We start from the raw sequence: 19,791 nt of genomic DNA, 5'->3' as shown, positions 1-19,791 counted from the left end.
ACCATACCTGCGATAGAAGAAGCATTTTCCAAAGCGATGCGGGTAACCTTGGTTGGGTCAATTACACCAGCTTTTTTCAAATCTTCGTATTTGTCGGTACGTGCGTTGTAACCCATGGCGTCTTTAGAGTTAGACACTCTCTGGAGTACTACAGAACCTTCGATACCTGCGTTTTCAGCGATGATGCGCAAAGGAGCTTCCAGCGCCTTCTTCACGATTGCCATACCGATGGTTTCGTCTTCGTTGGTACCTTTTGCGTTGGTCAATACCTTGATGGCACGAACCAATGCAACGCCACCACCGGCTACGATGCCTTCTTCGATGGCTGCACGGGTAGCGTGCAATGCATCGTCAACGCGGTCTTTCTTTTCTTTCATTTCTACTTCAGTAGGCGCACCTACGTAAAGAACTGCCACGCCACCTGACAATTTTGCCAGACGCTCTTGCAGTTTTTCGCGGTCGTAATCAGAAGTAGTGGCGCCGATTTGCTGTTTGATCTGCGCGATGCGTGCGTTGATCAGCTCTTCGTCACCTTTGCCGTTGATGATCGTGGTGTTGTCTTTGTCCACTTCGATCTTCTCGGCGTTGCCCAGGTGCTCAAGGCCAGCGCTTTCCAGCTTGTAGCCTTTTTCTTCAGAGATAACGGTACCACCAGTCAACACAGCGATGTCTTCCAACATGGCTTTGCGACGGTCGCCGAATCCAGGAGCTTTAACGGCAACGATTTTCAGGTTGGCACGCAGGCGGTTGACCACCAATACGCCCAAAGCCTGGCTTTCGATGTCTTCAGCAATGATCAGGAGTGAACGGCCACTGCCTACTACTTTTTCCAATACTGGCACGATGTCGGCCATGTTAGAAATTTTGCGGTCGGTGATCAGGATGTACGGATTTTCGTACTCTGCGGCCATGTCTTCGGTGTTGGTCACGAAGTAAGGAGAAAGGTAACCGCGGTCGAATTGCATACCCAATACTTCATCAACATAAGTATCGGTACCTTTTGCTTCTTCTACGGTGATAACGCCGTCTTTGGTTACGCGCTTCATCGCATCAGCGATCAGGGCACCAATTTCTTCGTCGTTGTTGGCAGAAATAGCCGCTACTTGTTTGATTTTTTCGAAATCGTCGCCGATTTGCTCAGACTGCTCCTTCAGGTTTTCAACCACCTTGCGAACAGCTTTATCCATACCGCGCTTCAAGTCCATTGGGTTGGCTCCAGCAGCAACGTTTTTCAAACCCGCGCTGATCATGGCTTGTGCCAAAACGGTGGCAGTTGTGGTACCATCACCTGCAATGTCTGCAGTTTTGGACGCAACTTCCTTAACCATTTGAGCGCCCATGTTTTCAACGGCGTCTTCCAGTTCAATTTCTTTGGCTACGGTCACACCATCCTTGGTGATCTGAGGCGCACCAAAGCTTTTTTGGATAATTACGTTACGGCCTTTGGGTCCGAGGGTTACTTTCACGGCATTAGCCAGAGCATCTACCCCTGCGCGCAATTTTTCGCGTGCATCGCGATTGAAGCTAATTTCCTTAGCCATATTGCTTTTGAATTTAAAATGTCGAAAAAGGGAATGTTGAAAAGAGACGCAATGTCAGGCGTCTAATGACAAATAGACTAAGTGACAGTCCGCGTTACATGACGACCAAAATGTCATCTTCACGCATGATCAGATAGTCCTGGCCGTCAAAATTCAGCTCTTGACCAGCATATTTGCCGTAGAGGACGATGTCTCCGACCGCAACGGTCATCAGGTTACCGTCTTTGCCTGGGCCAACGGCCACTACTTCACCGCGCTGAGGTTTTTCTTTGGCAGTGTCAGGAATGATGATGCCACCTTTGGTTTTCTCTTCAGCCGGAGCGGGTTTAACTACAACTCGATCGTTGATAGGCTTCATAATCAGAATATTAGTAAAGTTTTTATAATCATTGGGTTTCAACAACGCCTTTCTCTTAGCATATGTCGTGCCAATGTGGGGTCGGGTGTCAAAATGACAGGGGGGGTGTTATTGTATTTATACCCTTTCTAGGGCTTGATCAGCACTTTCCTTATGTAATTGCTCCCGTTCTCTAATGGATGATACATGTCTTCCACCCAAACCGGATTGAGGGTAAAAGAACCCGTAAACTGCGGAGCAAGTTGTACTTCAAATTGGTGTTTACCTGCGGGCAAAGCATCACAAAAAATAGCAACCCTATCCGTGAAATATTCGCGGTGAGCCTCGTGACCATTGCGTGACTCTTGTTTATTAAAGTAAGTACAACCAGCAGGAATGGGAATTTCGATCATAACATAATTGGCAGGTTTGAAATTTTCAACTTCTACGCGTAGACTTACCGGAGTGTCATTTCTCAGAGACTCTACCTGTTGATTGGCTTCTATAAAAGATGATTTTACGGTAAAAACAGGTTTACTCTGCGTTTGTTTTTCTTCCGATTTTGAGTACTGGGTATGCGTCAAATAAACAGTTTCGACTTCTCCATTCAATTGTATGAAAAAAGTATCACTTTTTGATAAATCAAGGGAAAGTGGTTTTTCGCCAATGTTCAAGGTTTTGTAGGGATTGGGCTTTGTGGCTGATTTTTCACGAGGATTATCCGCTATTTTATGGTCCTTCATTAAGTCAGGCAAAATGGCTTCCAAAATTTTTGCAACCTCCATGGTATTGTTCCATCTCCCACCGTAACGGTAATTGCCATCGTAAAAACCCCTATTGCCCAGGAAGTAACGCCTGATCTTTTTTAATTCCTCTTCTTTGCCAGCTTTTTTGAAAATGGAATAAGCAATGAGCGTGTTTTGGGTACTGCAATCAGCGATGCGGTAACCACTGAACCCAAATATTTCCTCGCCATTCCAAAAAGCACCTCCCGAATCCGTAAAACGCTGGTATTTATACAAGGTATCCAGAGAATACTGCTGGCCATTGGCTTGGAGCATTTGCTGTCTCAGTAGTATGGTGTACAGCGAATTTTCATTTCCCTTTTTATTCAATGAAGTCAAGTCCGGCTTTTTCCCCGCTTTGGTCAGTGTTTCAATTGAAACCAAGCGGTCTTCTTCATTCATTTTGTCCAAATTGTTTTTTAAAAAACTCAAGCCCTTTTCCAGGACTTTGACTGGATAACCGGCTTGAGCGGCACGAAGCAAGGTTTGCAATACATAATTGGTTGTCCAAAACCGTTGTTGTCCGGTTTGCCACCATGCCCAGCCACCTTCGGGCAATTGCCGTTCTTCCAGGATGCCGATTCCTTCGTATACATCACTTTCCAGTGGAAATGGTTCATTGAGCATGCTGCGCAAGGATTTTTCCAATAGCAGGGCGGTCAGTTTGCTCGAAGTTTGTTCATTGCAACCAAAGTGGTATTCCCGCAAATACTTGATGTCGTCCAGCAGCAATTTGAGTACACCTCCAGGAATGGTGGTCAGTTTCGCCGCCACCATACCAGAATCCAAGGTCAATGCCAAAAGGGTATCTCGATTGATTTCGATCAGTTTGCCATGGGGCTTTAGGCGACCAATGGGAACTATCGGGATTTGGTAGGATTCACCGTCGAGGTATTGCCCCGCGTTTAGGCCAAAAGTGAGGGAGAGGCTATCTTGTTTGGCAGGTACAATGATTGTTTGCAATAAATTGCTGGACTCCACAGCTACAAAATTAGAGTCCTTTAGTTTTAGTTGATTTTGTTCAAAATAAGTGTGAATCAACGTAGGCTGCGCTGTCAAATTGGATACTTTGGCGTTAATGGCTACCGAATCTCCCGCAACGAGAAAACGGGGTACATACAAGCGTGCTTGCAGTGGTTTATAAGCTGCAATACTTTTTGTGCCTATGCCCATTGAGCCTTTTTCATCCATGCCCAAAGCGAAAGTTTTCCACGAAGTTATGTTTTCGGGAAACTGGACGGTAAATGAGCTTTTTCCGTTTTGATCGGTAATCAAATTGGGCTTCCAAAACGCATAATCACTAAATTTGGAGCGAATGCGGTTGGGGAGGATATTCAGCTGTGTTCCTAAGGGTTTTGCAATGCTTTGCTGATTTTTAGACCCTGATCGTATGGCACGACGGGTGCTTATTTCTTTGTTTTTGATCGTGCTCGCATAACCCATCATTTCTTTTTTGCTTTGTACTGCATACCCAGTAACTACCATTTCTAATAATTTGAAACTCCTATCTTCCATGACAATTTCGGTGGTGTCAGGCTTTTCATGAAATCTTACTTTATAAAGCTGAGAGTGATAGCCTAAATAAATGATTTCAATTGTAGCTTCTTGAGGGTTTGGTATGTTTAGTTCAAAATAGCCGTTTGCATCTGTAACAGTACCTATTGTCGTTCCTTGTATGACGACGTTAGCCCCTATTAAAAGTTGGCCAAAAATATCTATTATTCTCCCTTTGATCACTTGGTCTTTTCCGTAGGTTAAGTAATCGGCATATTGTCTCCATTTGTATTCATGTATGTTAAATCCGGTGGTATAGTACACCTCACGCGCAGGTAATTCGCTCAATGGAATGGCGTATCGATCGCCAATCTTCGGAATTGGGAATACCAATAGCCGGGCAATTTCAAGATTGTCCTTTTTTTGAATGCTATCCGCCAAAAAATTGAAAGGTTTACTAGGCGGAAAGTCAAAAGTTTCTGCTCGAAAATGGGACTGGATGAGATGGATTTTCCCTCCTGGAACAAACGGCCCGATTAACCGAGTGGGATTGGTGTCCGTTTGCCGATTTGATACATAGGAGTGGCCAAGATTGTCCCAGGCGTAAAGTGCCTCTATGGGCCCTTTCAAGCACAACATACTATTGTACAAATCCTTTTTTTCTTGGGTGGAAATGCCTTCAAAAGGGAAAGAATAAACATGTGCGGCTTTCGCTGATTTGTAAATTTCTTCGGCACATACAAACAAGTCCAAGCGTTTGCCTTGCTCTAGTAACAAGCTATCAATTTGGTACAAACCACTGGATGTATGCACACTAATGCAATGGTAACCCGCATGACCTTGAAAACAATAAGGTGTAATCGCTGCTGTTCCTCCGTAGTACATCAATGTATCATCTACGTAGATAGTGGTTACAGGCTCAATTTTCCCACTTTTAGCAATAAATGGAGCGAAAAAAGCACGTTGCGTAAGATAAGGCTGATTTTCGGTTGGAGACAAAAAATCCAAATAACCATTTTTGGGAAATCGATAGGCATAAAATGAGTCGTCATAGAGTTCATTTAATTTTGCACAAAATGCCAGATCAATGACTTGCTTCCAGCTTTTGACTTTTGGTGTGGTTTGGTATTTCAGGAGTCTAAATGCTGTTTCTTGATCAGAGGGTACCGCCAAAGAACTATGTGGTAAAGGTGCATTAATCTGTGCACTGATCGCCCCTGCGGTCAAGTTAACTCCACGAGCAGGCTTGCCTTTTTTGTTGAAAACCTCCAGTTCCAAATCCAGGCTTTGCCCCGGATAAATGCGTTCTGGGCTCTTCCATTCAATTTTCAATTGCTTTGTTTGCCTCGGAATGTTCCGTCTTTGCGCAACATATGCTTCACCCCAATGGTACTGGTATTGGATGTAGAGGTCTTTTTTCCCTTTTTTTAGCTTGCGCCATTGAAAAAGGGTATCCTGGATCAATCCCTTTTGCAGGATTTTCGATTTGTAACCGATTTGATACCAAATGGGAATAGAAAAAGGATTCTGTAATTCAATTGCTTGTCCTTTTACGTCGTTTTGGGTTTTCCATTCCAATTGTGATGACAAGTCTTCGTCTGCATCGTCTCCTAAATAAAGCGAGTTCTGGGGATTTTGAAAACCTGCATAATAGGCTTCTGCGCTTGGATTGATGGGCATCAGTAAGGTATCTACACCCGAGTAAACTAATTGATTACCCCAGTCGAAATACGCCCACAATTTATAGGCTTTCCCATGCGCATGGGTTTGCAATCGATTTCCAACTAATCTCATTTCAATGGCAATAGGATCATACCAAAAGGAGAGGTTCTTTTTTTGAATGGGGTTTCCAGGGCTTGAAAACAAGGCTTCGACTTCAACTACCCCCTGATCTTTTGGTAAAAACTCAGTTGGCACCTCAATGCGCATGTCACCTGCTTCATCTAAAGAAAGTTGCAACTCTTTGCTATGAAAGGTCAGGGTTGAAAATTTCAATTTGACTTTGGCATCGGAGACCGAAAGATTGTTGACTGTACGCGCAGAAGCCTGAAGTACAACTTTTTCGCCAGCATTAAACCGATGCTTTTCTGCATATAGGTTGTACTGATTTTCTTTCAATTGATATTCTTCCAAACGGAAAGCATGCAACAACGAAAGCTGTGTTGTTGTATTCATCGCTGTAGCCTTCAACGTGTAATCTTTGTCTAACGGCAACGTATCGGATAAAGGCAACTCGAAAGAATAGGCCCCTTTTTGCACCGAGACGAGCGTATCCCACCATACCTTGTTGGTCTTGATTTCGATTTTTAATTGCCCCGAATATGGTCGCCCATTGGGCTTGGCTGCATATATTTTTGCTTTTAGGGTATCTCGATGCCGAAAAATTGGTTTGCAAAAAGCAATGTAACCACGCAAGGAAGAAGCGGCTTGGGTGCGTGCAATTTCTGGAGAGGGTGGAGTATACCAAAAGGACTTAATTTGATAAAGGAAAGAGTGTTCCCCCAATTGAACATTCAACAAACCACTTTTGGGTATAAAATTAGTCTTGCTGTAAATCTGTACATCTTTGCGATAAAAGAGTACAATGCCATCCACCGAAACCTTGGCCGTATCGACCGAGCGCCCAAATTGATCAATGACCTGCACTGCAAGATCATTGCCCAGCGTCATTGATCTAACACTAAAATTGGCCTTGGCATCCAATGCAATTTCCAATTCCTCAGCTATGTTTGTCAGCTTGAGTCGATAACCAAAGGGCAAACTATCCAGGGCAGCAAGTGATCTGGGCTGCCTGAGCATGGAAGTGTCTAAGGGTTTGCCAAGATAGAGTTGTTTCGCAATTTGGGGAGGTAAGTCATAATGCCAAGTGTATGATTTTTGTGCAAAAACTCCAGTGTACCCCCAGCACAAAAGGATTCCAATGACTAGATAAAGCTGTTTCATAAGTTGAGCGTTTTATCGATGGATGCAACGCTCAACTGAAATGCACAACGAGGAACTTTTAAATTACATTCAGAAGGGTTTTAGCTATTTGTCTTTGTCTATTTATACCTCTTCCCAGCCCCTATTTTTGACTGTCTTCAGCCCACTATCAAAATTAATACCGACCCCAATTAGTTGCTTTTGCAAATGCCGATAACGATCTGCATAACCTTTGGTACGAATCTGATTTATTGCCACATTCAGAGATTGATCCAATTTAAACTCCAAAATGTATACCCGTTCTGGTGTCTGTACTACTGCATCCAAACGGCCATCCGAAGTATGCACCTCCGCTTCGATGAACATCCCCAAATAATGGAAAAGTAAAAAAATCAAGGAGTGATAATAGGCCTCTTTGTCTTTTATGAAAATGGTGGAAGGGATAGATTTGAATAAATTTTTGATGATGTGAATCGCTTGATCCAGGTTGTTATCCAAAAAAGCCTGCCGCAGTTGAACAATGATTGGGGTTACCATTTGCTGTTCATGGCGATATGCTCCAATCAAGTGGCGCAACATGGACTCCTTTACCTCCCGATTGGGATATCCCAAAGTAAGTATCCCAAACTCATCGGCGGATTTGATGGTTAAATACCCCGTTTGAAACAAAAGGGAATAGGTTTCAAGGTTTTCTAGTGTATAGCTTTCAAACAAAAGTTGATCCACCTGCGCTCCATCCAGGTTGTACAATTCCCTTTCTTTAAGCAGATTAATCAAAAAAGATGGCGTTCCTGTTTCAAACCAAAAAATGCCAAACGCTCTTTTTTGAAAAAAATTTAAAATCGAGAAAGGATTGTAGACACTTACCCCAACGTGCCAGCAATATCCATTGTACCATTCCTTGATGTTTTCTAATAATTTGGGGAAGGAAAGGTTCAATGCTTCAGCAGTGAGTGGAATATAATGTAAGAATGTATCTTCCAGTTCTTGCTGGGTATAGCCTACCAAATCGCCAAAGCGGCGATCAATAGTAATGTCTTCAAGATTGTTTAAATCTGAAAAAACACTGACTTTGCTAAACTTTGATACTCCGGTAATGAACACCAATCGCAGATAGGGATCACAGTCTTTAATCACACTGTACAAGCGCCGCAAAATTTGCCTATTCTCGATGGCCTGCGTTAGTTTTTCCTTTTCCAGGTAATCGATCAGTGGTTTATCGTATTCATCAATGAGCAGAACCACCGTTTTGTTTACACCTAATTTTGCAATCAATTCTTTGAAACGAAGCCCAATGCCTTCTTCTTTTAATTTTATGCCATATGCCTCCGCTTGAGCATCAATTGCTTTAAGTAGTGCTTGCTCTAAACCGAGATCCTGATAACCAATACTGCTAAACCCCAAATGGATCACCGGGTGGATTTGCGTCCAATCCCAGTTGTGTTCGATCCAAAGCCCATGAAACAATTCACGACTACCTGAAAAAATTTCCTTGATTGTGGATACCGTTAGTGATTTCCCAAAACGCCGTGGACGGGAAAAAAAATAGAAACGCCCGTCAGTAATCAGTTGATGAATCTGACGGGTTTTATCGACATACAGAAAATCATTTTCGCGGAGTACTCGAAAATCCTGAGTCCCAATCGGTAATTTTTGCATGGATCAAAGATAAGGGTTTTAACGCATCCCTACAACATTCTGTAATTCACCGATCTTTTGAGTGATCCTTGCGCCCTCATTTCTTCAATCCCCCAAACAAAGCCCCCAAAACCTGCAAAGCATTGCTGATCACCTCCTGGTTTTGCACCGGAATTTTAAGGTAAGTTTGTCCGGTTTGCTGGTCTTTTTCCACCAGTGAATTGACCAACTCTGCTGTTTTTTCAGGACTAGACAGCGTTTGAGTCAATCCGCTCAAGAAATTCACACCCATGCTGACCAGGTCTTGCGGAGAGGCGGGCGGGGCTTGGTTGTCACTGTTGCTTGGCCGCGTACCTGCGTGGTCAGCAATTTGGGGTTGCTGCTGGTCGTGCTGTGGTGAGGTGTTTTCAGGAGCTGATTTGGGTTGCTTGGGGCGCTCCGGAGTGTTGTCGGGACTTGGAACAGCCGTTGGAATGTTTACTTCAGCCGTCGCCTCATTGGAAGCTGTATCCTCTAATTCTGCTTCTGGACGCTGTTCCTCGGTTTTGCCTGCACCAATCACCTCTTCGGTATCCTCTACTGGGTTAATGGCTTCGATCTCAGGATCATTGGAAATGGATTGCGTGAGTGTTTCTACTGAGTTCATGAATTCCTTGAAGCGGTCTTCACCCAGGAAGATGTTTTCTGCTCCATTGTCCAATACCCCTGCTGCCATCGAAGCTTTAAACTTGAGGGTATCCAGCAAGCGGTGTTCGAGGGTAGCGATGGAAACCAGATTGATCACGTTGACCCGACGCTCTTGCCCCATGCGGTAAATACGTGCAATGCGTTGCTCCAATACCGCCGGATTCCAGGGCACATCCAGATTGATGAGCAGGGAGGCCGCTTGTAAGTTGAGCCCTACGCCTCCTGCATCCGTAGAAAGGAAAACTTTGCATTCCGGTGTATTGTTGAAGCGGATCAGCATATTGCCCCGTTCTTCGCTGCTGACGCCACCGTGCAGACTCTCATATGGAATGTTTCTTTCTTGTAATTCTTGTGCCACCAGGCGAGTCATGCGCTCCCATTGACTGAACACGACCACTTTTACTTCCTCATCCACCAATGCTTCTTCCAGGATGCACATCAATTCATCAATCTTGGTATCGTGCCGGGTTTTTTGATCCACCACAAAAGTGCTATCGCAAACCATTTTCATCAAATTGAGGAAAGACAAGAGCTTGTTGCGGTCTGGTTCGCTTAAAAAATGGAACCTCCGCCACTTGGCAACCAGTTTGGCTACTTCGTCGGCATAAGCCCGGTGCATGTCGTTTTGCTCTTTGGTCATGGGCACAAAGAGGTTCTTGTCCATGCGTTCGGGCAACTGTTTGAGCACATTCTTTTTAAGCCTTCGCATCATCACGGGTTGCAGGGCTTTGTTGATGGCGCCCAAATCTTGATACCCAACCACGCGGCCACTGTCCTCTTTGACCTGGTGGCGTTCCAAAAAGCTGTACAGCGGTCCTAGGATGAAGGGATCGACAAATTGCACAATGGAGTAAAGTTCTTCAATTTTGTTCTCTAAAGGCGTACCCGTCAATACAAATCGATAGTGAATATTGAGCGATTTGACGGCACGGGATATTTTGGTATTCCAGTTTTTGAAGCGTTGGGCTTCATCCAGAATGATCAGATCAGGACAAAGCAGGTTGTTGATCAATTTGGCGTCTTGCACCACTACATTGTAGGTGATGATTTTGAAAAAGCTGGGATCATTTTCGTACAAAACCTTCCGCTTTGTTTGTGGCCCTTCAATTACCACCACGCTCGTACCCGTAAATTTTTCAATTTCCGTTTTCCATTGGTATTTCAAGGAAGTTGGGCAAACGATCAAGGTGCTGCCCACGCGTTGCTCTTTGCGCAACAATTCGGCAGCGCCAATGGCTTGTACGGTTTTCCCCAGCCCCATTTCATCGGCGATCAGGCAACGACCTGCCCGGGCTGCAAAGAGTACACCTTCTTTTTGGTAGGGAAAAAGGTCAATGTTGACCAATTCTTTGAAATATGCGTCACCTTGTAGTTCAATTTCTTCGATTCTGCGTTGGCGACCCTGGTTTTCCCGCTGAAGTAGAATGAAATCCAGTGCGTCATCGTAACATTTCAATTCAGGATGAATGGCACGGGCTTTTTCCAGAAAAATTTCAAAATCTAGATAAGCATGGGGGTACATGACATACTGCTCATCAAAAAAATCTTTGGCCAGTGCTTCCAATTCAGCAGTGCATTGGGTGCCAATGCGCAAGCGGATACTGCGTTGGTCGCCGTAGTTCAAATAAATAGATGAATAGGCGCGGGTAGGGGGTGTTTTGAAATATTTTTTGAGGCCACGTTTGTTTTTCAGGTAGTTCAAGGTCCATTCAATGTGCTTGCATGTCCCCAGGTTGCTGGATTTGAAATCGGGGCAAGCACAGAAATTCTGGCCAATGTCCTTGCTGCGAATGGCTACTTTGTAGGTGCTTTCGTAAGTGGGGTTCGATACCGAAAAATCTGAATAAACAGGATGATCTCCTTCATTGACAATGAAATAACTCTGGGTAGTGGCAAATTGGCGGCGCAAAGAAATTTGCCATTTTTTGGTTTCTAGTGCATCTGGCTTTTTATGGTAGGAAACCGTTTCTGGCTTTTTTTTCTTGTTTTTGGCAGTGGGGCTTTTCTTGCTTTGGGCTTTGGCCATGGCTAAGTGATTTTTCTCTTTCAAATTGGGTACTCCTCTCTTGACGAAGATACCTTTTCTTTCAAAAGCAGAGTAGCTTGAGCAAGAAATATTGTAGAAAAGGGAGTTGGCTTGATCGACCCTGCCCTAAACCCCCGTATAACTCCACGGCGTAATCTCTCGTAACTCTGCTTTGATTGCCTCGCTCACATCCAATTGCTCCACAAAGGTACGCATGTCTTCAGCAGTTACCTTGGCTTTGCCACGAGTCAGTGCTTTGAGTGCTTCGTAGGGATTGGGGTAAGCCTCCCGGCGCAGAATGGTCTGGATGGCTTCGGCCACCACCATCCAATTGTCTTCCAGGTCCTGGCGCAATTGGGCTTCGTTGAGCAACAATTTGCTCAAGCCCTTGCGGATGGATTGGAAGGCGATCAGGGTATGTGCAAAGGGAACGCCCAGGTTGCGCAGTACTGTGCTGTCGGTCAGGTCGCGTTGTAGCCGTGAGATGGGCAGTTTTTCGGCCAGGTGCGCAAAGATGGCATTGGCGAGGCCCAGGTTGCCTTCGGCATTTTCAAAATCGATGGGGTTGACTTTGTGCGGCATCGCTGAGGAACCCACTTCCCCGGCCACTACTTTTTGCTTGAAATACTCCATCGAGATGTACGTCCAGATGTCGCGGCACAAGTCGATCAGGATCGTGTTGATGCGCATCATGGCCTGGCATTGGGCGGCCAGGTTGTCGTAATGTTCGATTTGGGTGGTGGGTTCAGAGCGTTGCAAACCCAGATTTTTGCGCAGAAAATCAGAAGAAAATTGGTGCCAATCTATAATCGGGTAGGCCGCATAGTGGGCATTGAGGTTGCCAGTAGCTCCACCAAATTTGCCACTGTGTGGAACGGCCTTCAACAATTCCAATTGCTGATCCAGGCGGGCTACAAACACCATAAACTCTTTGCCCAAGCGGGTAGGGGAGGCCGGCTGCCCATGGGTGCGCGCCAACATGGGAATATCGGCCCAGCTTTCCGAAAGGCTGGCCAGCTCTTCCGACAAGTCATTCAAGCCGGGGTAATACACGATCTCCAGGGCATGGCGAATGGAGAGCGGAATGGCCGTATTGTTGATGTCCTGAGAGGTCAATCCAAAGTGGATGAATTCCTTGAATTGCTGCAAGTCCAGGCGATCAAACTTTTCCTTTAGAAAATATTCTACCGCTTTCACATCGTGGTTGGTGATGCGCTCGATGTCTTTGATGCGCTGGGCATCCTCCTGGTTTAGTTCGTTGGCAATCCGCACCAATTCCGGGATTTTATCTTCCGGAAAATCAGCCAATTGGGGCAGTGGATGTTCCACCAGGGCAATGAAATACTGAATTTCCACCAATACCCGATAGCGGATCAACGCGAATTCTGAAAAGAAATCACTGAGGGCAACAGTTTTATCGGCATAGCGGCCGTCGATGGGTGAGATTGCGCGCAACATACTTTTATAAGTTATGAATTATGAGTTATGAATTATGAGCGGCACACAAACCTACATATTAGGTTAGAATTGTGTGTCATAACTCACAACTCACAACTCATAACTCCGTAAGATTTTATCAAAGTCTACGTGTTCATGAAATAACTCCACGGCACGTTTGGTTTTCCAGGGGGTACGGTTGTTGATTTTTACCTCGATGCGGGTGATTTTTACCACCGATCCGTAGGTATCCAAGGTTGTGGTGATCACGGGTATTTTGTGCTTGGAAAAATAGGGATGATTCAAGTCTGCGAGGTCAAACCAGCGGTGGTGACGGCCATCACTGGTGACAATTACGCCCGATAGCGGAGAAGTTTTCAGGTTTTTCATTCGGGCTACCGATTCTACTTTTTCGATGACTTGATTGAGGCGAATGGCACTGGTTACGAGCAGGATGTTTTCAAACTTGTGAAATTCTTCCACATCTACCAATGAACCGGCGATGATGTCCTCCACCTTATTGTTCATGCAATCCTCGTTCATCAGGATTTTGCCGTCCACGGCCTTGCGGATCATTTCCATAATGGGCAGAGACAGCGACTGTTCGTAAGGCAAAAGGCCCAACAAGGGGTAGCCCATTTGGTCGAGTTTGCGTTGTAGGTAATGCCCCGTTTCTTCCATCTTTTCAGGTTTTACCTTATTGACGATGACACCGATGATGGGCACATTTTCTTCCCGAAACAAAGCCGAACACATGTTCAGCATATCAATCGTACTGCCAATTCCACCTTCTACGACCATGATGACGCCAGCATCCAGGATTTTGGCCACCCGGGCATTGCTCAGGTTGACAATGCTGCCCACTCCAGGGTGACCAGTGCCTTCATAAACCACGATGTCGTACTGTTCGCTTAAAACTTTTTTGGCATTGAGGAGTTTCTCTTCAAAGTGGAAATGATCCGGGTGATCCAGGAATTCTTTGGTAACTCCTCGGCCAATGATGACTGGACTGTGCAAATCAGGAATGATTTCAAAACCCGTGACTTCTGAAAAGAGTACGGCATCTTTATCGGCGGTTATCCCGTTGATGGTCACATGCTGTTGGCCAACTGGCTTGCAATACCCTGTGCGTAAGCCTCTTTCGATGAAATTGGCCACCAGGCCCAAGGTTGTAGTGGTCTTCCCAACGTGCTGGCTGGTTGCGGCAACATATAGATTCTTCATGCATTGGCGTTTCAAAAGCGCAAATATAATAGACTTGTGGTGAGGAGTGACTGCTTATCTCAAGTCTTTACAACAAGTATTATGGGCGAAAAAAATAAGTGTTTCATTTTGCTAAAGGATTAGATGAGTAAATTGTTCATTTCAACTTTCTTATTTAATCCTTTGGCTTCGAGAAAATGAAATCCTTATTTTTGCCCCACTAATTGTGGTCAATGTAGAGGTTTTGTCTTTTTTTTTTCTAAAATTTATACATTTGTGCGATTTAAAAAGGAAACGTACTCGTTCCGTAAAAACTAATCCTACTTAAAACATATCATTATGGCGAAGAATTTGCTCATTGTAGAGTCGCCTGCCAAGGCAAAAACGATCGAAAAGTACCTCGGCAAGGACTTTGCGGTGCGTTCCAGCTACGGCCACGTACGTGACCTAGACAAGGGCAATCAAGCAGTGGATGTGAAGGATGGTTTTCGCCCCAAGTATACCATTTCTCCGGAGAAGCACAAGGTTGTCAAAGAATTAAAGGACTGGGTCAAGAAAGTGGACGAAGTATGGCTCGCCACGGACGAAGACCGCGAAGGAGAAGCCATTTCCTGGCATTTGTGTGAGGTGTTGGGGCTCGATCCCAAATCAACCAAACGCATTGTTTTCCGTGAAATCACTAAACCCGCCATTGAAAAAGCCGTACTCCAGCCCCGTACCGTCGATCTCAATTTGGTCAATGCCCAACAAGCACGCCGGGTTTTGGACCGTTTGGTGGGTTTTGAGTTGTCTGAAATCTTGTGGAAAAAAGTCAAAGGTAAACTTTCCGCAGGGCGCGTACAGTCGGTAGCCGTAAAATTGGTGGTCGAAAAAGAGCGCGAAATCAACAATTTCAAATCCGAAGCGTACTTCAAACTTGAAGCCCTATTCAATGTCAAAAACGAGCAAGGCCGCAACGTCATCCTCAAAGCGGAAGGAGCCGACCGGATCAAATCCGAAGCCGATGCCGAAGCATTCCTGAACAAATGCATTGGCGCCGAATACAAAATTCGCAGCATCGACGTCAAGCCGCTCAAACGGCGGCCAACGGCTCCCTTTACCACTTCGACGCTCCAACAAGAAGCCAGCCGCAAGTTGGGTTTCTCCGTAAACCGCACCATGGTTACGGCGCAGAAACTTTACGAAGCAGGTTTCATTACCTATATGCGTACTGACTCGATTAACCTCAGCGAAACGGCCATTGCCTCCATCGCGCAGGAAATCGAAAAACAGTTTGGAAAAAACTACGTGGAAATTCGCCGCTTCAAAAACAAGTCTGCCAACGCACAGGAAGCCCACGAAGCCATCCGCCCTACGTACATCGAAAACCAAACCGTACCCGGAGACCGAGACGAGAAGCGTTTGTACGAACTGATCTGGAAGCGTACCATCGCCTCCCAAATGGCCGACGCTGAACTGGAAAAAACCGTAGTGGATATTGCCATTTCTACTCAGCCTACCGTGAAATTGCAAGCTGAAGGGGAAGTCCTCAAGTTTGATGGTTTTTTGAAAGTATACCTCGAATCGAGCGACGACGACGAAGAAAACGAAGCCCAGGGAGTGTTGCCGCCATTGAAAGTTGGGCAAATTTTGCCCCTCAATCAAATGACAACAACCGAGCGGTTTACCCGCCCGCAGGCACGCTATACCGAAGCAGGTTTGGTGAAAAAACTGGAAGAATTGGGCATTGGTCGCCCTTCTACCTACGCACCCACGATCAGTAAAATCATGGAAGTGGGTCGCGGATATGTGGTCAAAGAAAACCGGGACGGCACCCCACGCGCCTACCGACTTTTGACCCTCAAAGACGCTACCATCAGCAAGTCTGACTTGTCAGAAATGACTGGCGTGATCAAAGGCCGCTTGTTTCCTACCGATATGGGTACCACCGTGAGTGATTTTTTGGATCAGCATTTTGACAAAATCATGGACTACAAGTTCACGGCAGAAATCGAAAAGCTGTTTGACGATATCGCGACAGGTAGCCGGGAGTGGACCAAAATGTTGGAGACCTTTTATTGGCCCTTTCACGAAATCGTGGAAGAAACCCTGGCCAATGCCGAACGTCCAACCCGCGAGCGCATTTTGGGGAAAGAAGAAGGTACTGGATATTCCATCCTGACCCGCATGACCCGCCTCGGGCCAGTTGTTCAAATCGGTGCGCCAGAAGAATTGATCCCAGGCGAAAAACCGCGTTACGCCAACCTCAAGCCGGGCCAATCCATCGATACCATCGAGATGGAAGAAGCCATGAAGCTCTTTGAATTGCCCAAAATTCTGGGCGATTACCGGGCGCAGGAAGTGGCAGTAGGTACAGGTCGCTACGGCCCTTATGTGCGTTTTGGCGAAAAATTCATCTCGATTCCGAAAGGAGAAGATCCCTTGTCTGTCAATATGGAACGGGCGATGGATCTGATTCTGGAAAGAGAAAAAATAGATGCTCCGGTAGCAAGTTACAAAGGTTTACCGATCACCAAAGGAACGGGGCGCTTTGGTCCTTTCATCAAGTGGAACGAGCTGTTTATCAACGTTCCCAAAAAGTACGACCTGGAGACCCTGACTCCCGAGCAAATGCATGAACTCATTGAGGTCAAAATGGAGAAAGAAGCCAATCGCTTCATCCAGAACTGGCCAGATGAAAAAATCAGCATTGAAAATGGCCGTTGGGGCGCGTTCATCCGTTTTAAGAAGGATATGCTCAAATTGCCAAGGGTAAACGGCCAGAAAATGAGTGCCGAAGACGCTGCCGTACTTTCGCTGGAGGAAGTGAAAAAAATGATTGAAGAACAGGTTCCCGATGCTTTTGCCAAAAAAGCGCCGGCCAAAAAAGCTGCTGCTAAAAAAGCACCAGCCAAAAAGGCGGCAGCACCAAAAAAAGCAAGCGCCGTGACAACCAAACCTAAAAAATAGGCTCAAATTATTCACCATGGACGATTCTAACAACAATCCAAACCAGATTAACATCGAATTGCCGGAGGATATTGCAGAAGGAACTTATTCCAACCTGGCCTTCATTTCTTACTCCAATTCGGAGTTTGTGGTAGACTTTGTTCGTCTGTTTCCCAACGTACCCAAAGGCAAAGTAAAAGCACGCATCATCCTGACGCCCGATCATGCCAAGCGCCTGATGCGCGCGCTGGCCGAACACGTCAAACGCTACGAGGCGCAATTTGGCGCCCTGGACGAGCAGGATCAACCCGCTTTTCCGCTGAATTTTAGTACGCCGAAGGCACAGGCATAAAGTTTTTAGTTTTAAGTTGCCTCCAAATTTTCACCAACTCTGTTGGCGAAAATTTGGAGGCAACCCAAAACCCTAAAATCCATAATCATGTTTTCCAACACCATCGTTTTCATTGATGCAGGTCACGGAGCGATCAACAAGGCTGGTCAGTACACCACTGCTCCTTCCAAAATGTTTCGCCATTCTAAAGGTACTTTTCACCAAGGCAGTACCTTTCTCGAAGGCGTTTGGAACCGTACGGTGACCAATCAGGTGATGCGGAAACTGGATGTATTGGGGATCACCTACCGGGCTTTGCACCACGAATACCTCGATAACTCCCTGCAACAACGGGTGGATGCCGTCAACTGGTACGCCAAACAATTTGAACGCAGCATCGTGGTCTCTTCTCATGCCAATGCCTCGGCTACCCAGGCTGCGCGCGGGTTTGAAATATACACCTCTCCAGGTACCACCGAGTCCGACAAAATCGCCTCGATCCACTGGAACAACGTCAATTTATTGCGCAACTTTTACCCACTTGGCGCTCAAATTCGGATGCGCAACCAGGCCAGCGGCAGCGATCACGACAATGAGGCGAATTTCTACATCTTGCGCAAAACCAATGTGCCCGCAATCTTGATTGAACACCTCTTTTTTGATAATTTTGATGACGCAACCTTATTGATGGACGACAGTGTGGTCGACTTATTTGCCGAAGCCCAGGTACGCACCATCATCGAATACTTCAACGCATAAACCAAAGCTGCTATGTCCAACAAGGAAATTGCCAAAACCTTTCAATTCCTTGGCGACATCATGGAGTTGCATGGCGAAAACCCCTTCAAAATCCGTTCCTACCAGAACGCTTACCTCACCTTGAGAAAGCTTGATCGCCCTTTGGCTGAAATGGATGCAGCCGAAATTGCGGGCATCAAAGGCGTAGGACAAGCCATTGCTGAAAAGATCCGCGAGCTGTTGGATACGGGTAAAATGGCCACACTCCAGCAGTACCTGGACAAAACGCCGGAAGGTGTGCAGGAAATGCTGCTCATCAAGGGATTTGGACCCAAAAAAATCAAAGTCATTTGGGAAAGCCTGGGCATTGAGACCATCGGTGAATTGCTCTACGCAGTCAATGAAAACCGCCTGTTGGAGCTCAAAGGATTTGGAGAGAAAACCCAAAATGAACTGCGTCAGCAGTTGCAATACTTCCTCAAAACCCGCAACCAGTTTCATTTTGCCAGTGTGGAAGGGGAGGGGAGCAGCATTTTACAAAAACTCCAGACCGCTCTACCGGGCGTGAAAATTGAATTCACGGGCGCTTTTCGGCGTTGTGCCAATGTGCTGGAATCGATTGATTTATTACTGGGTACCAAAGATGCGCTTGAACCAGTTTTGACCGGCATCGGGTTACAAAACATCGAGGTTCAGGCAGAGCAAATCAATGCTTTGTCCGAAAACGAATACCCCGTGCGGCTATTTCAATGCGCGGGCAGTGAGTTTGGCTCCAAACAGTTTCGCTACACCGCTGCGCCTGCGTTTATGCAAGCTTTCCTGGATCAAAATCCTGGTAGCGATTTTCGAGATTTGGAAGAAGAGTTCCAAGTATTTGCCCTGGCCAAACAGCACTTCATTCCTGCCGAGTTGCGGGAAGAGCCCTGGATTTTAGCGCTCAATCAGTCCAAAGGAATTCCTACCCTGATCGAAGAGACCGACATCAAAGGCGTAGTGCATACCCACTCCACCTACAGCGACGGCTTGAATACCTTAAAGGAAATGGCCGAATACACCAAAGCCCAGGGTTTTGAATACCTGGTGATGAGCGACCACTCCAAGTCTGCGTTTTATGCCAATGGCTTGCAACCCGAGCGGGTTTTGTTGCAAATGGAAGAAATCGATGCCCTGAACCAGCAGATGGCGCCATTCCGGATTTTTAAAGGGATTGAAAGCGACATCCTCAACGATGGATCGCTGGATTACCCCGAGGATATTTTGGCAAAATTTGAGGTCATCATTGCTTCCGTGCATTCCAATTTGCGGATGGACGAGGCCAAGGCTACCCAACGCATCATCAAAGCGGTAGAAAATCCACATACCCGAATATTGGGCCACCCCACTGGGCGATTGTTGTTGTCTCGACAAGGTTATCCCCTCGATCATCAAAAAGTGATCGATGCATGTGCAGCAAATGGCGTGGCAATTGAACTCAATGCCAGTCCTTACCGTTTAGATCTGGACTGGACTTGGATTCCGTATGCCCTGGAAAAAGGAGTGATGATTTCGATCAATCCCGATGCGCACAGCAAGCAAGGTATTCACGACATCCACTTTGGCGTTTTGTCGGCTCGGAAAGGCGCACTGAGCGCTGCACAATGCCTCAATGCCAAGGGTGTTAACGACTTTGTAACGTGGATAGATTCGAGATCGAGATAACCGGAATTTTTTACATTTGTGCGTCA

11 protein-coding genes are annotated in these 19,791 nt (G+C 46.0%); 4 read left to right on the top strand and 7 right to left on the bottom strand.

All coding sequences use genetic code 11. The features are described from left to right. The 7 genes from groL to ABW391_RS17450 form a co-directional block, all read right to left on the bottom strand. A partial coding sequence (gene groL / locus ABW391_RS17480; protein WP_353483191.1) for a chaperonin GroEL occupies positions 1 to 1,541 on the bottom strand: 1,541 nt, incomplete at its 3' end. 94 nt (positions 1,542 to 1,635) lie between these two features. Further along, a complete protein-coding gene (locus tag ABW391_RS17475) occupies positions 1,636 to 1,899 on the bottom strand; it encodes a co-chaperone GroES (protein WP_353483190.1) in 264 nt (87 codons plus the stop codon). Positions 1,900 to 2,027: 128 nt separating this feature from the next. Beyond that, a complete protein-coding gene (locus tag ABW391_RS17470; RefSeq protein ID WP_353483189.1) occupies positions 2,028 to 7,100 on the bottom strand; it encodes an alpha-2-macroglobulin family protein in 5,073 nt (1,690 codons plus the stop codon). 102 nt (positions 7,101 to 7,202) lie between these two features. Next, on the bottom strand, positions 7,203 to 8,738 hold the full coding sequence (locus tag ABW391_RS17465) for a PD-(D/E)XK nuclease domain-containing ATP-binding protein (RefSeq protein ID WP_353483188.1): 1,536 nt from the start codon (positions 8,736 to 8,738) through the stop codon (positions 7,203 to 7,205). A gap of 76 nt (positions 8,739 to 8,814) precedes the next feature. After that, positions 8,815 to 11,430, bottom strand: coding sequence for an SNF2-related protein (locus ABW391_RS17460; RefSeq protein ID WP_353483187.1), 2,616 nt, complete (start codon positions 11,428 to 11,430; stop codon positions 8,815 to 8,817). A gap of 126 nt (positions 11,431 to 11,556) precedes the next feature. Next, positions 11,557 to 12,888 (bottom strand): adenylosuccinate lyase, encoded by a 1,332-nt coding sequence (gene purB / locus ABW391_RS17455; protein ID WP_353483186.1) that lies wholly within the window; start codon positions 12,886 to 12,888, stop codon positions 11,557 to 11,559. Positions 12,889 to 12,978: 90 nt separating this feature from the next. Continuing rightward, positions 12,979 to 14,091, bottom strand: coding sequence for an AAA family ATPase (locus ABW391_RS17450; protein ID WP_353483185.1), 1,113 nt, complete (start codon positions 14,089 to 14,091; stop codon positions 12,979 to 12,981). Positions 14,092 to 14,409: 318 nt separating this feature from the next. Between ABW391_RS17450 and topA the strand changes: the two genes are divergently transcribed. The 4 genes from topA to ABW391_RS17430 all read left to right on the top strand — a co-directional run bounded on the left by topA (position 14,410) and on the right by ABW391_RS17430 (position 19,765). Further along, a complete protein-coding gene (topA, locus tag ABW391_RS17445; protein ID WP_353483184.1) occupies positions 14,410 to 17,019 on the top strand; it encodes a type I DNA topoisomerase in 2,610 nt (869 codons plus the stop codon). 16 nt (positions 17,020 to 17,035) lie between these two features. Next, positions 17,036 to 17,350 carry a DUF3467 domain-containing protein gene (locus ABW391_RS17440; protein ID WP_353483183.1) on the top strand — a complete coding sequence of 105 codons (315 nt, stop codon included), beginning with the start codon at positions 17,036 to 17,038 and terminating at the stop codon, positions 17,348 to 17,350. A gap of 87 nt (positions 17,351 to 17,437) precedes the next feature. Continuing rightward, a complete protein-coding gene (locus tag ABW391_RS17435) occupies positions 17,438 to 18,088 on the top strand; it encodes an N-acetylmuramoyl-L-alanine amidase family protein (protein WP_353483182.1) in 651 nt (216 codons plus the stop codon). Positions 18,089 to 18,100: 12 nt separating this feature from the next. Continuing rightward, positions 18,101 to 19,765, top strand: a complete 1,665-nt coding sequence (locus ABW391_RS17430; RefSeq protein WP_353483181.1) for a DNA polymerase/3'-5' exonuclease PolX — start codon at positions 18,101 to 18,103, stop codon at positions 19,763 to 19,765. Positions 19,766 to 19,791: the final 26 nt, after the last annotated feature.

This window comes from Haliscomenobacter sp. (genome assembly GCF_040403615.1).
Classification (GTDB): domain Bacteria; phylum Bacteroidota; class Bacteroidia; order Chitinophagales; family Saprospiraceae; genus Haliscomenobacter.
The sequence above is the reverse complement of the archived record's forward strand: the minus strand, read 5'-3'. Positions and strand labels throughout refer to the sequence as shown.

Coding starts and splice junctions, on each gene's coding strand:
- topA (WP_353483184.1), top strand. CDS start 14,410: ATGGCGAAGAATTTGCTCATTGTAGAGTCGCCTGCCAAGGCAAAAACG.
- ABW391_RS17430 (WP_353483181.1), top strand. CDS start 18,101: ATGTCCAACAAGGAAATTGCCAAAACCTTTCAATTCCTTGGCGACATC.
- ABW391_RS17440 (WP_353483183.1), top strand. CDS start 17,036: ATGGACGATTCTAACAACAATCCAAACCAGATTAACATCGAATTGCCG.
- ABW391_RS17470 (WP_353483189.1), bottom strand. CDS start 7,100: ATGAAACAGCTTTATCTAGTCATTGGAATCCTTTTGTGCTGGGGGTAC.
- ABW391_RS17475 (WP_353483190.1), bottom strand. CDS start 1,899: ATGAAGCCTATCAACGATCGAGTTGTAGTTAAACCCGCTCCGGCTGAA.
- ABW391_RS17465 (WP_353483188.1), bottom strand. CDS start 8,738: ATGCAAAAATTACCGATTGGGACTCAGGATTTTCGAGTACTCCGCGAA.
- ABW391_RS17450 (WP_353483185.1), bottom strand. CDS start 14,091: ATGAAGAATCTATATGTTGCCGCAACCAGCCAGCACGTTGGGAAGACC.
- ABW391_RS17435 (WP_353483182.1), top strand. CDS start 17,438: ATGTTTTCCAACACCATCGTTTTCATTGATGCAGGTCACGGAGCGATC.
- purB (WP_353483186.1), bottom strand. CDS start 12,888: ATGTTGCGCGCAATCTCACCCATCGACGGCCGCTATGCCGATAAAACT.
- ABW391_RS17460 (WP_353483187.1), bottom strand. CDS start 11,430: ATGGCCAAAGCCCAAAGCAAGAAAAGCCCCACTGCCAAAAACAAGAAA.